Annotated in this window: 13 protein-coding genes; all 13 read left to right on the top strand. The window is 46.8% G+C overall.

The window, feature by feature from the left end; genetic code table 11:
• Positions 1–399: 399 nt before the first annotated feature.
• The 13 genes from spoIIID to ETP43_RS12980 all read left to right on the top strand — a co-directional run bounded on the left by spoIIID (position 400) and on the right by ETP43_RS12980 (position 12489).
• Entirely contained in the window at positions 400–654 is a 255-nt protein-coding gene (gene spoIIID, locus ETP43_RS13040; protein ID WP_181951947.1) for a sporulation transcriptional regulator SpoIIID, read from the top strand.
• A gap of 128 nt (positions 655–782) precedes the next feature.
• Positions 783–1748: a phosphotransferase gene (locus ETP43_RS13035; protein WP_164979711.1), complete on the top strand. Its 966-nt coding sequence runs from the start codon at positions 783–785 to the stop codon at positions 1746–1748.
• Between the two features lie 144 nt (positions 1749–1892).
• A complete protein-coding gene (locus ETP43_RS13030) occupies positions 1893–2168 on the top strand; it encodes an HU family DNA-binding protein (RefSeq protein ID WP_022171059.1) in 276 nt (91 codons plus the stop codon).
• A gap of 7 nt (positions 2169–2175) precedes the next feature.
• Positions 2176–2415, top strand: coding sequence for an RNA-binding S4 domain-containing protein (locus ETP43_RS13025; RefSeq protein ID WP_022171060.1), 240 nt, complete (start codon positions 2176–2178; stop codon positions 2413–2415).
• Between the two features lie 88 nt (positions 2416–2503).
• Positions 2504–2782 (top strand): sporulation protein YabP, encoded by a 279-nt coding sequence (gene yabP, locus ETP43_RS13020; RefSeq protein ID WP_129258529.1) that lies wholly within the window; start codon positions 2504–2506, stop codon positions 2780–2782.
• A complete protein-coding gene (gene yabQ, locus ETP43_RS13015; RefSeq protein WP_129258527.1) occupies positions 2783–3268 on the top strand; it encodes a spore cortex biosynthesis protein YabQ in 486 nt (161 codons plus the stop codon). It begins immediately after the preceding gene.
• 7 nt (positions 3269–3275) lie between these two features.
• Positions 3276–3533: a septum formation initiator family protein gene (locus tag ETP43_RS13010; RefSeq protein ID WP_164979709.1), complete on the top strand. Its 258-nt coding sequence runs from the start codon at positions 3276–3278 to the stop codon at positions 3531–3533.
• A 156-nt stretch (positions 3534–3689) separates the two neighbouring features.
• A complete protein-coding gene (locus ETP43_RS13005; protein ID WP_129258524.1) occupies positions 3690–5168 on the top strand; it encodes a SpoIIE family protein phosphatase in 1479 nt (492 codons plus the stop codon).
• On the top strand, positions 5169–6623 hold the full coding sequence (tilS, locus tag ETP43_RS13000) for a tRNA lysidine(34) synthetase TilS (protein ID WP_129258522.1): 1455 nt from the start codon (positions 5169–5171) through the stop codon (positions 6621–6623).
• Positions 6616–7152, top strand: coding sequence for a hypoxanthine phosphoribosyltransferase (hpt, locus tag ETP43_RS12995; protein WP_129258520.1), 537 nt, complete (start codon positions 6616–6618; stop codon positions 7150–7152). Before tilS ends, hpt begins: the two co-directional genes overlap by 8 nt.
• 118 nt (positions 7153–7270) lie before the next feature.
• A complete protein-coding gene (gene ftsH, locus ETP43_RS12990; protein ID WP_279222202.1) occupies positions 7271–9139 on the top strand; it encodes an ATP-dependent zinc metalloprotease FtsH in 1869 nt (622 codons plus the stop codon).
• A gap of 409 nt (positions 9140–9548) precedes the next feature.
• Complete coding sequence (locus ETP43_RS12985) at positions 9549–10208, top strand: YczE/YyaS/YitT family protein (RefSeq protein ID WP_129258518.1); 660 nt, start codon at positions 9549–9551, stop codon at positions 10206–10208.
• 112 nt (positions 10209–10320) lie between these two features.
• Positions 10321–12489: a glycoside hydrolase family 13 protein gene (locus tag ETP43_RS12980; protein ID WP_129258516.1), complete on the top strand. Its 2169-nt coding sequence runs from the start codon at positions 10321–10323 to the stop codon at positions 12487–12489.
• Positions 12490–12495: the final 6 nt, after the last annotated feature.

Here is a 12495-nt window from a genome sequence, read left to right as displayed (position 1 = left end):
ATAAATATATAGGGGAGAAGGCATGGTTGTAAAGAACATTTTCTTTCGACATCCGGATAAAAATAAGTTATATTAGAGTCAGATGAAAAAGGTAAATGGGGTGATTTCGTACAATTTACGGAAACAGGACTCCACCAGCAATAAAAGGTGTATAATTTTGTCAAAATCGCGGAAAATAAAATTATAATTAAAAATATGAGAAATTATCGCGGAAAAGATATTGAAAAAATAAAAAAGCGAGACGCTGATGAATGGTGGAAGAACTGGCGAAGTATTTGCCGGAGGAACAGAAAAAGTTTTTTAGTTAGATATCTGTAGTTTATAGAATCAACATACACAGACATACCACCAAAACCCCCCGCATACATTGTAAAAATAATGTACGCAGGGGTTTTTAGCGTGAAGGATTATATCGAGGAGCGTGCAGTAGAAATTGCGGATTATATCATAGAAACAAAAGCAACCGTGCGGCAGACGGCAAAGAAATTCGGGATCAGTAAGTCTACGGTACATAAGGACTGTACCGACCGTCTCCAGCAGATCAACCCGTCCATGGCGCGGGCGGTTCGGAGTGTGCTGGATATCAACAAGCAGGAGCGCCATATCCGGGGTGGAATGGCAACAAGAGAGAAGTATCTTCATTTTGGAGAATAAGATTACAGGACGGGAAAAGAAAAATATCCGCCAGAGAAACTGAAGCGAAGGAAAAACGCAGATGGACATAATCCCTCCCGCCTTTACATAGAATAGACAGAACGGCGAGAAGTAAAGGGGGAACAGGATTGTACGATCGTGGTTTGGGGGTGTTGGAACAGTATGGTCTGACAGCGGAGACGGTTCTGCGGGGCAGAGGTGCGCTGATCTGTCAGACGGAGGAAGGATGGAAGAGCATCCGTGAATATTGGGGCTCCCCCGGAAGGATGGAGCAGCAGCGAAAGGTGCAGAAACACTGCCGGGAAGCCGGATTTTTACTGGTGGATCAGGTGCTGGAAAACCGGGAAGGACAGGTGGTCACGACCGGGGAAGACGGGATTCCTTATGTGGTGAAAGAATGGTTTCAGGGAAATGAATGTAACACCAGATCCCGGGAAGATATTTTAAAAAGTCTGGAAGCAATGGCCCAATTACATACGGTGATGCAGATGGAGAGGGAAGACGGGATGCCGGGAACGAACCTTCTGGAAGAGTGCCGCAAACACAACCGGGAACTTCGGAAGACCAGAAAATTCGTGCAGAAAAAGAAGATGAAAAATCCTTTTGAAGAGCTTCTGGCGGCCAGTATTACGCCTTTTCTGGAAGCAGGGGAAATGATGGTACGGGAACTCGAAAACTCCGGTTATGAGCATTTTCGGGAAGAACACAGTCAGGCAGTCTGCCACGGAGACTGTAACCAGCATAATATTATCTTTTCACGGGAAGGTGCCGGTTTTATGAACTTTGAGCACTGTCACTACGAACCGCAGACCGAAGATCTGTGCCTTTTTATGAGAAAAATCCTGGAAAAAAACAACTGGGATCCGGCGCTTGGCAGGCAGATGGTGGAACAGTACAGCCGAAAACGTCCACTTTCCGATGGGGAATTTCGAAATCTGAAACTGCGGCTTTCCTACCCGTGGCGCTACTGGAAACTGGTGAATTATTACGCGGCGAATCAGAAAGTATGGATATCCAGAAAGAACATTGAAAAAATAGAACAGGCGACAGCGCTCTGGAAACCGTGGCAGCACTTTTTGCGGAGTTTTTCCTGAAAATACCTAAAAACCTTGACAAAACGGGAGAGGCAGTATATAAATAGGTGTAGCGTTGTAACCGGTCAGCTTGGAAATGCTGGGAAGGTACGAGAAAGCTATAAAGTATGTAAAATTGCTAATTTACGAAACAGGAGGAATATCATGAACAAAACAGAATTAGTTGCAGCTATGGCTGAACAGACACAGTTATCTAAAAAGGATGCAGAAGCTGCTTTAAAAGCGTTTATTGATGTAGTATCTGAAGAAATGAAAAAAGGAGAAAAAGTACAGCTGGTAGGTTTCGGTACTTTCGAAGTATCTGAAAGAGCAGCAAGAGAAGGAAGAAACCCGGCTACCGGCGAATCCATGGTAATCAAAGCTTCCAAAGCTCCAAAATTCAAAGCTGGAAAAGCTCTGAAAGATCTGGTAAACGAATAATTCACATATGAGATTAGATAAATATTTGAAAGTTTCCCGCCTGATCAAACGCAGAACCGTGGCAAATGAGGCATGTGATGCAGGAAGAGTCCTGATCAATGACCGCCCGGCGAAAGCATCTGCACAGGTGAAGGAAGGCGACGTTCTGGAGATCCAGTTCGGCAGCAAGGCTGTCAGAGTAGAAGTGCTGAATGTACAGGAAACTGTCAAGAAAGAAGAAGCACAGGAACTGTATCGATATCTGTAAAAGAAAACAGAAACGGTTGCAGAAATAACATGAGAGATGAGATCCCTTCATATAATGTATCAGTACATTGTATGGAGGGATTTTTGGTATGGAAGAAAAGAAGGGAGCGACGCACAGCCTCCATCTGGAACAGCGAAGCCGGGGGATGATCACCGGAGTTACTGAGATGAAATCGTTTGATGAGGAGAATATCCTGATGGAGACGAGTCAGGGGACTCTGGAGATCCGGGGAAGCAGCCTCCATGTATGCCGGCTGGAACTTGATAAGGGAGAGGCGGAAATTGAAGGGAAAGTGGACAGTCTAATCTATACGCAGGGAAAAAATGGAAAGAAGAAAGGCAGCCTGTTAAAAAGGCTGTTTCAGTAGATGAGTGCCTATATGGGAAGAGAGCTGGAACTGTTTGTAAAAAGCATGGGATGCGGCGCTCTTCTCGTTTTGCTTTATGACGGGATCCGGATCCTGCGGATCATAGGAAAACGGATGAAATATCTGGATGCTGCGGTGGATCTTCTGTTTTGGAGTGCAGCCGGACTTTTTTTATTTTTTACGTGCCTGAGAGAGAACGAAGGGAGAATGCGGGCGTACCTGCTCTGCGGAATTTTGCTGGGAGCAGGTGTCTGGTATTGGGGAATCGGGCATTTTTACAGAGAATTTGCATTTATTTTGGCAAAAAGGTTGCATTTTTGTTTACAAAGAGTTACAATTTTTTTACTTGTAAAAATGCGCAAATTCTGGTTAAAAATGCGTAAAGACCTGGGGATAGATAAAAATAAGGGAGCGTGGAATGAGAGGAAAGAAAAGTGCTGCGCGAAGAAAAAACGCAGGAGCACGTCGGATAAAAGTACAGAATAGAATCGCGATGATTTCTATCAGTCTGGTAGTCTGTATGCTTGTGGTACTGCTTGCTTTCAAGGAACATTCGTTACAGGTAAAATATCAGGCGAATGAGAATCGGAAAGCTCAGCTGGAAGAGGAGCTGAAGACGGAAGAAGCCCGTACCAAAGACATCGAAGATATGCAGGAATACATGCAGAGCGACGAATATACGGAAAAGATTGCAAAAGAAAAGATCGGTCTGGTAAAGGACAACGAGATTATCTTTAAAGAAAATAAATAAGCAAAAAATGGCTGTTCGTGTCAAAAATTTCTGACCGGACAGCCTGTCTGTTTGACAAGTTTTTTGCAGCATGTCATCTATAATAAGTCTTCAGGAGTAACTGTGAAAAGAGGAAGCAGTTATCAGCGTAAGATGCCGTAAGGGGGTTATGGATGTATGCAGATATGGATGGTTGCCATGCTCGCAGTCAGTGCAGTGCTGATACTACGGGACATGGCAAAACTTGTTTTCACGGGGAGAAAAAAAGGTCGTCCGGTATACGATGTCTATCCACAGAAAGAAAAAATTGACCGGTATGCGAGATCGTTGCAGAAACTTGCCCATACATTTTATGAGATGCCCGGCAGGCAGGAGCAGCTGAGCCAGGCAGAAGTACAGGATATGTTTGTGCAGGTGCAACAGCGGGTGTGTGTAGAATGTAACAGGCAGGAGAAGTGTTGGTCGGATCTGGATCCGCGTACCAGCCAGCAGGTGTTTGAGATGTTGCAGATCATCGAGGAGGGCAACCCCGACCGTTTTCTGCGGGCACAGAGTGAATGGCTGGGGCAGTGTCCACAGGCGTTTCGGTTTACGGAGGAACTGCAACGGATCTTTTTTGAGACCAGAGAGGAACTGTTGTATCGAAACCGTCTGATCGAAAATCGGATCGCCGTGGCGGAACAGCTGCAGGAAGTGGCACGCACGATCCAGAAGATCTCTTCGGATGTCAGTGCGGTATGTACCCTGCCGGATGAGGAAGAAGAGCGGATCCGGAAATACATGCAGAAACAGAAAATCCTGGTGAAGCAGATCTGGTTTCTCGACCGGCCGGACGAAAAGCAGCGGATTTCGCTTACGATGCGCACGAGAGGCGGGCAGTGCCTGACTATGAAAGAAGTGGCGAAACATTTGTCACATATATGTAACTGTCGGATGATCCCATCAAGAGACAGCAAGGCGGTACTGAACAGCGAATGGCGCACGGTACTGTTCTGTGAGGATGTGAACTACAAAGTGCTCTACGGTGTTGCCAGAGTGACGAAAGAGCGGGAGACGATCTCCGGAGATAATTATGCCTGTGCGGCCACCGATGAACAGTTTACCATGTGCCTCTCGGATGGCATGGGTTCCGGTATGGAGGCAAGCAAAGAGAGTGAGACGGTGGTGGAGCTGTTAGAACAGTTCGTGACCTCCGGATTTTCCAGAGAGACGGCGGTACGCATGGTCAATTCTGCCTTGATCTTACAGCGAAAAGGTGGGATGTTTTCCAGTCTGGATGTGTGTTCGCTCGATCTGTATACCGGTGTGTGCGAGTTTTTGAAGGCGGGAGCCGCCACGACATTTATCCGGAGAGGGAACTGGGTGGAGGCGATCACTTCGACCAGTATGGCAGCAGGACTGATGCAGAAGCTGGAATTTGAAAAAACGACGAAGAAACTGTATGACGGGGATTATCTGGTGATGGTCACGGACGGTGTTCTGGACGCGTTCGGGGACGAGCCGGGAGAAGAGATTTTAAAAGAGATGATATTGCAGGCGCAGGAACAGATGCCGAAAGAACTGGGACGGCATCTGCTGGAAAAAACATTGCAGTATGCGGATTATCGGGCAAAAGATGACATGACCGTACTCGTTGCGGGAATATGGAGAAAATAGATGACTACAAAAGGTGGAAGTGGACAAACTAACAGACAGATGTGGAAAACAGAACAGAAAGTGAAAGTATATGTGGAAAGATTCCATATGATCGAACCAAAAGATACGATCGTGCTGGGTATTTCCGGAGGGGCAGATTCCGTGTGTCTGCTGAAGATTCTCGCACGATGGAAAGAAGCGTGGGGGATTTCCCTGCGGGCAGTGCATGTGCATCATCAGCTGCGGGGAGAAGAGGCGGATGCGGATGAGAGATTTGTGCGCGAACTTTGTGAGAACGAAGGGATTCCCTGTAGGGTATTTTATGAAGATGTGCAGGGAATGGCGCAGAGAGAAAAAATCGGTTTGGAAGAGGCTGGAAGAATCGCACGGTATCGCTGTTTTGCAACGGTCTGCGAAGATGTCGGTGGAGGAAAAATTGCTCTCGCCCATCATCAGGACGATCTTGCGGAGACGATGCTCCATCATCTGGTAAGAGGAACCGGCATGGCAGGTCTTTGCAGTCTGAAACCGGTATCCGGCAATCGGATCCGCCCGCTGCTCTGTCTGGAAAAAGAAGAGATTCTGGTGTATCTGGAAGCGGCAGGACAGCCCTGGCGCACGGACAGCAGCAACCTGGAAGACGATTACACCAGAAACCGGATTCGTCATCATGTGTTGGAAGAGCTGAAAACAGAGGTAAATCCGCGGGCGGTAAGGCATATGGCACAGCTGAGTGAAGAACTGGAAGAAACCAGGGCGGTACTTGCACAGGTGGCAGCGAAAAAAAGAAGACAGTATGTCAGAAAAAGCGAAAAGGGTATGCTTCTTGCTGAAGAGTTGAAAAAGGAACCGGATCTGATCGGCAGACAGATCGTGCATGATCTTCTGAAAGAGATTTCCGGGAAACAGAAGGATTTTACCAGGATCCATGTAGAAGCAGTGCAGGAACTGTGGAACCGGAAGGTCGGAGCCAGACGTGATCTCCCTTATGGGATGCAGGCGATACGGACGTATGACGGGATTTATCTGGAGAGAAAAGCAGAAAAATGCGAAACGCGGGATTCTGAAAAAAACGCAGGGATCCAGATAAACGTACACAGCGAAGGGACGGAATCTTTTCAGATTGGAGAACTGACACTTACAGTAAGCCGGACTGCCCGTGATTTTGGGGAAATACCGGAAAAAAAGTATACGAAATGGTTTGATTATGATAGAATAAAACAGACACTGGTGATCCGGCACAGACAGCCGGGCGATCGGATCTGCCTTTTTGACGGGGGCGGCAGTAAAAAGCTGAAAGATTATCTGATCGACCGGAAAATCCCGGCACAGAAACGGGATCAGCTGTGGCTTCTGGCGGACGGGTCCGACATCCTGTGGATCATAGGAGACCGGATCAGCGCAGCCTATAAAGTGACGGCGGAAAGTCAGAGGATCTTACAGGCAGAGATTAAAGGAGGAAGTACTCATGAGTGATAAAATTAATGTATTAATCAGCGAAGAAGATGTAGAAAAGAGAATCCAGGAGATCGGAGCAGCCATCAGCAAAGAATACGAAGGAAAATGTGTACATCTGATCTGCGTATTAAAGGGCGGCGTATTTTTCGCATGCGAACTGGCAAAAAGAATTACCGTACCGGTAACCATGGACTTTATGTCCGTATCCAGTTACGGAGATGACACCAAATCAAGCGGTGTTGTAAAAATCGTGAAAGATCTGGATCAGCCGCTGGAAGGCAAAGATGTTCTGATCGTAGAAGACATCATTGATTCCGGACGTACCCTGAGTTATCTGATCGAGATCCTGAAAAAGAGAAATCCGGCAAGCCTGAAGCTGTGTACCCTGCTTGACAAACCGGAACGTCGTGTGAAAGAAGTACATGTGGATTATACCTGCTTCAATATTCCGGATGAATTTGTCGTAGGTTACGGTCTGGATTATGCACAGCGTTACAGAAACCTGCCATTTATCGGTGTTGTGGAACCGGGCGCAGGAGAAGACTAAAAATACAAATGAATAAAAACAGTCACAGACTGAATGAAGTATAAAAAGTACTCCCGGCGGCTTTCTGAACATCAGATACAGAAAGATTCCGGGAGTACAACCCGAAAGGAGAAACAACGTGTCAAAACAACTGAAAGGGATAGTAGTCTGGCTGATTGTATTGGTGCTGATGGTTGCCGGATTATCCTATCTTGGCGAGAAGCTGCAGACGCAGAACAATTATTCCTACAAAGAACTGGAACAGGATCTGGAGAATCATCAGGTGTCGGAAGCAGTGATTCATCAGAATCAGCAGACCCCGACGGGACAGCTGATCGTGGTTCTTACCAATGGAAGAAACAAAGACATGTACATCGATGACGTCAAAGAAGTGCGTCAGATGCTGGAGAATGCCAACGTATCCTACCAGATGACGGATGTGCCGAAAGAAAGCAAACTGCTCAGTGTAGGTGTTCCGATCGCATCGCTGGGTGTGATGGTGATCCTGCTGTTTATGCTGATGGGAAGAAATGCCGGAAGCAGCGGTGGTGGAAGTAAAATGATGAACTTCGGCAAGAGCCGTGCACAGATGACTACAACATCGGGCAAACGTTTTACCTTCCGTGATGTTGCCGGTCTGCAGGAAGAAAAAGAAGATCTAAAAGAGATCGTCGACTTCCTGAAAAGCCCGGACAAATACAACAAAGTAGGTGCAAGAATCCCGAAAGGCGTGCTTCTGGTAGGCCCTCCGGGTACCGGTAAGACGCTGATGGCAAAAGCAGTTGCCGGGGAAGCGGGTGTTCCGTTCTTTTCCATCTCCGGATCTGATTTTGTGGAAATGTTCGTAGGCGTGGGTGCATCCCGTGTCCGCGATCTTTTTGAAGAGGGAAAACGCCACAGTCCATGTATCATTTTCATCGACGAGATCGATGCCGTGGCAAGACGAAGAGGAACCGGTATGGGCGGCGGTCATGACGAGAGAGAACAGACGCTGAACCAGTTACTGGTAGAGATGGATGGTTTCGGTGTCAATGAGGGAATCATCGTGATGGCAGCAACGAACCGTGTGGATATCCTGGATCCTGCGATCCTGCGTCCGGGACGATTTGACCGTACGATTGCGGTAGGTGCACCGGATGTGCGCGGAAGAGAGGAGATCCTGAAAGTTCATGCCAAGGGGAAACCGCTCGGTGACGATGTGGATCTGGCACAGATCGCTCAGACCACTGCCGGATTTACCGGAGCAGAACTGGAAAATCTGCTGAATGAGGCGGCTATTCTGGCAGCAAAAGAGGATCGCCAGTTCCTGTGCCAGAAAGATATCCAGAAAGCATTTATCAAAGTCGGTATCGGAACCGAAAAACACAGCCGTGTGATCTCGGAAAAAGAGAAGAAGATCACGGCATATCACGAAGCCGGTCATGCGATCCTGTTCCATGTACTGGAAAAGATGGATCCGGTCTATACGATCTCAATCATCCCGACAGGAGCAGGGGCAGCAGGTTATACGATGCCGCTTCCGAACCGGGATGAGATGTTTAATACCAGAGGAAAGATGCTGGAAAATATCCAGGTATGCCTGGGCGGACGAATCGCCGAGGAACTGATCTTTGATGATATCACCACCGGTGCATCGGAAGATATCCGCCGTGCCACAAGCATCGCCAAAGCGATGGTGACAAAATATGGCATGTCTGCGAATATGGGTATGGTGACCTACGGTGATGATCAGGACGAAGTCTTCATCGGCAGAGATCTGGCGCACAGCCGTGGCTTCAGCGAGACGACAGCGGCAGCGATCGACCGGGAAGTGAAAGAAATTATTGATGACTGCTATGTAAAAGCGAAAGCAAGTATCCAGGAACACAGTTATGTGTTGGAACACTGTGCACAGCTTCTTTTGGAAAAAGAAAAAATCGGAAGAGCAGAATTCGAAGAATTATTCGAAGAGGAAAAAAATACAGCCGCTTCCGGGGAAATTGTACAAAATTCCGAAGATGAAAAATAAGAGCTTTTTTATCCGCAAAAAAATGAATAAAAAACCACACAAAAAAAATCCATGTTTGTGCACACTTTTCGGGGGCTACATGCTATTATAATAACTGTAAAAACCCCCCAATACATTATATAGTTTTTGCTACACCCCATAAGAGAAATACCTTCTCCAAAAAAGGCAGCTTCGGCTGTCTTTTTTTCTTGCACTGCATATCAACAATTGGTCCAGTGGACCAATTTTGATGCTCTGATATAAATATCAGGAAAATCGTGGTTTGCAGGACAAAAATAACATTTGCAATTCAAGGAATTCTATACTAAAATGGGAAAGTATTTGTTGATGCGGCACACAGACATGGATTCGGGCAGGAATCATTTGCTGTGATCTGCGTAGTTCAGAAGATGAAGGAGTTTTACGATATATGAAAGCGATTTTGCAGGGATTTTATCAGAAAGAACATTTCTGGCTGAGACTTGGCGTAGTGCTGCTGGCGGTATTCGGAATGGGATTTGCGTTGTCGCTGTTACTGCTGGTGGATATGGGAACAGATCCCTGCAGTATGATGAGCAAGGCGATTTCCACACAGATCGGTATGAGTTTCGGAAACTGGCAGGCAATGATGAATACGGTACTTCTTGTACTGGTAGTGATCTTCGGAGGAAGAAATCTTGGATTTGGAACACTGGCGAATATGTTTCTCGTCGGATACTTTGTGGATTTTTTCACCTGGATCTGGAATCGGGTGCTGCCGGCAGACTTTTTTACGACTCTGCCGGTTCGGATCGCGGTACTGATTCCATCGGTGGCACTGTTTATTCTGACAGCAGCTTTATATATGGATGTGGATATGGGCACGGCACCGTACGATGCGATTCCGATCATTATCTCCGGGCATTTGCCGAAAGTACCGTTCAAAGCGGTGCGAATCACGTTTGATTTTGTGGTGACTGTGATCGGATTTTCTTTCGGCGGAAAGATCGGAGCGATGACTGTCATTATGATCGTAGCGCTCGGACCGGTGATCCAGTGGCTTGGAGAGATCATGAAAGAACATTTTCCTGCGTTGACAGGAGAAGCCTGAGAACAGAAGATACAACCCGGACATTTGGCGGAAAATCCAAGGTCCAGGTTGTATTTTTTTTTGCAGTAGGATAAAATAAAATATAAGCGACTGCGAGAAGGGAAGGGAAAACATGGAAGATTTGAATAATGTACTTCGCGTACAGGAATATATCAATAAAATGCGTCCGGTATTTAACAAACGGGCATTATACAGCGACGAGACAGCACAGTACAGAACTCCGATGGAGCCGGAAGCGGGAGATGTTGTGACGGTTCGATTCCGGACGATGAAAAACAATGTGGATGCCGTTTATTTTATCAGCGGCGCGATCCGAAAAGAGATGAAAGTGGCGGAGAGTCGGGAAGGATTTGATTATTATGCGATCGAGATCCCGGTAGGAAACGATCCGATCCACTATTATTTTGAGATTCAGGCAGGCAAGATTGTCTGTTATTATAATGAACTGGGTGTGACCAGACAGTTACAGGAACAGTATTCGTTTGGTATCGTTCCTGGATTCCACACACCGGACTGGGCAAAGGGGGCGGTGATGTATCAGATCTTTGTGGATCGTTTTTATAACGGCGATTCTTCAAATGATGTGCTGACAAATGAGTATTTTTACATTTCCAGCCACAGCAGACGGATCGAGGACTGGAGCAAGATTCCGGACAATATGGATGTCAACAATTTCTACGGCGGCGATCTGCAGGGTGTCATGGATAAACTGGACTATCTGCAGGATCTTGGCGTGGAAGTCATCTACCTGAACCCGATCTTCGTCTCACCGTCGAACCACAAGTACGATATTCAGGATTATGACTATGTGGATCCGCATTTTGGAAAAATTGTTCATGATGAGGGAAATCTGCTGGCGGACTGGGACAAAGACAATACCCATGCCAAACGGTATATTGACCGTGTGACCAACAAAGAAAATCTGGAAGCCAGCAATCAGCTGTTTATCGAGCTGGTGGAGGAGATCCACAAGAGAGGCATGAAAGTGATCCTGGACGGTGTATTTAACCACTGCGGATCCTTTAACAAATGGCTGGACAGGGAACGGATCTATGAGAATCAGCCGGGATATGAAAAGGGTGCGTTTATCAGCAGTGACAGTCCGTATCATCACTTTTTCAAGTTCCATAACGAACACTGCTGGCCTTACAATGAATTCTATGACGGCTGGTGGGGGCATAATACGCTTCCAAAGCTGAATTTTGAGGACTCCGAGGAATTACAGAAGGATATTCTGCGTATCGCGAAAAAATGGGTTTCTGCGCCGTTTAACGTAGATGGATGGCGTCTCGATGTGGCAGCAGACCTGGGATACAGTGCCGAATACAATCATGAGTTCTGGAGAAAGTTCCGTAAGATGGTAAAAGAAGCCAATCCGGAGGCAATCATCATTGCCGAACATTATGGAGATGTGAGCCCGTGGCTGCAGGGCGATCAGTGGGATACCGTTATGAACTACGATGCGTTTATGGAGCCGGTTTCCTGGTTCCTGACCGGTCTTGAGAAGCACAGCGATCAGTACCGGCAAGAACTGAAAGGAAATGCAGAGAGCTTCCGTGATTCCATGCGTTACAACGGCTCCCGGTTCTATGCACCGTCTCTTCTGACGGCAATGAACGAGCTGGATAACCATGATCACTCCAGATTCCTTACGAGAACTAACAGCCGGGTAGGACGTATCAACACAGTGGGTGCGAGAGCGGCAGAAGAAGGAATCAATAAAGCGATTTTAAGAGAAGCCGTTGCCATTCAGATGACCTGGCCGGGTGCACCTACAGTTTATTATGGCGATGAGGCCGGTGTCTGTGGATTCACCGATCCGGATAACCGGAGAACGTATCCGTGGGGACATGAAGACCAGTATCTGTTACAGTTCTACCGGGATGCGATCCGGATGCACAGAGAACTTCCGGTGTTAAAATATGGATCTCTGAAAATGCTCAAAGAAGATTATAATCTGATTTCTTTTGGCCGATTCAATGAGAACGAACAGGTAGTTGTTGTCATCAATAACAACAACGAAAACAAGAAAGTAGAAATCCCAGTATGGGAAACCGGTATCAGCAGAACCATCGACACCACCATGACACGGATTCTTGACAGCAATGCTATCGCCTACGACATGGAACAGAAAGAATACCAGGTAGTGGCAGGTTATCTGGAACTGGAGATGTCCCCACTGGAAGCCATTATCCTGTGCAGGGGATGTGAACTTCCACAGAAGAAAGAGGAAGAAGCTGCTGAGAAAGAGAGAGATGCATCCACAGTTTCCAATAACTAAAAATAT

The sequence above is a fragment of the Blautia faecicola genome, from assembly GCF_004123145.1.
Taxonomy (GTDB): Bacteria; Bacillota; Clostridia; order Lachnospirales; family Lachnospiraceae; genus Oliverpabstia; species Oliverpabstia faecicola.
The sequence above is the reverse complement of the archived record's forward strand: the minus strand, read 5'-3'. Positions and strand labels throughout refer to the sequence as shown.

Coding starts and splice junctions, on each gene's coding strand:
- ETP43_RS13030 (WP_022171059.1), top strand. CDS start 1,893: ATGAACAAAACAGAATTAGTTGCAGCTATGGCTGAACAGACACAGTTA.
- ETP43_RS13025 (WP_022171060.1), top strand. CDS start 2,176: ATGAGATTAGATAAATATTTGAAAGTTTCCCGCCTGATCAAACGCAGA.
- yabP (WP_129258529.1), top strand. CDS start 2,504: ATGGAAGAAAAGAAGGGAGCGACGCACAGCCTCCATCTGGAACAGCGA.
- yabQ (WP_129258527.1), top strand. CDS start 2,783: ATGAGTGCCTATATGGGAAGAGAGCTGGAACTGTTTGTAAAAAGCATG.
- ETP43_RS13010 (WP_164979709.1), top strand. CDS start 3,276: ATGATTTCTATCAGTCTGGTAGTCTGTATGCTTGTGGTACTGCTTGCT.
- ETP43_RS13005 (WP_129258524.1), top strand. CDS start 3,690: ATGCAGATATGGATGGTTGCCATGCTCGCAGTCAGTGCAGTGCTGATA.
- tilS (WP_129258522.1), top strand. CDS start 5,169: ATGACTACAAAAGGTGGAAGTGGACAAACTAACAGACAGATGTGGAAA.
- hpt (WP_129258520.1), top strand. CDS start 6,616: ATGAGTGATAAAATTAATGTATTAATCAGCGAAGAAGATGTAGAAAAG.
- ETP43_RS12985 (WP_129258518.1), top strand. CDS start 9,549: ATGAAAGCGATTTTGCAGGGATTTTATCAGAAAGAACATTTCTGGCTG.
- ETP43_RS12980 (WP_129258516.1), top strand. CDS start 10,321: ATGGAAGATTTGAATAATGTACTTCGCGTACAGGAATATATCAATAAA.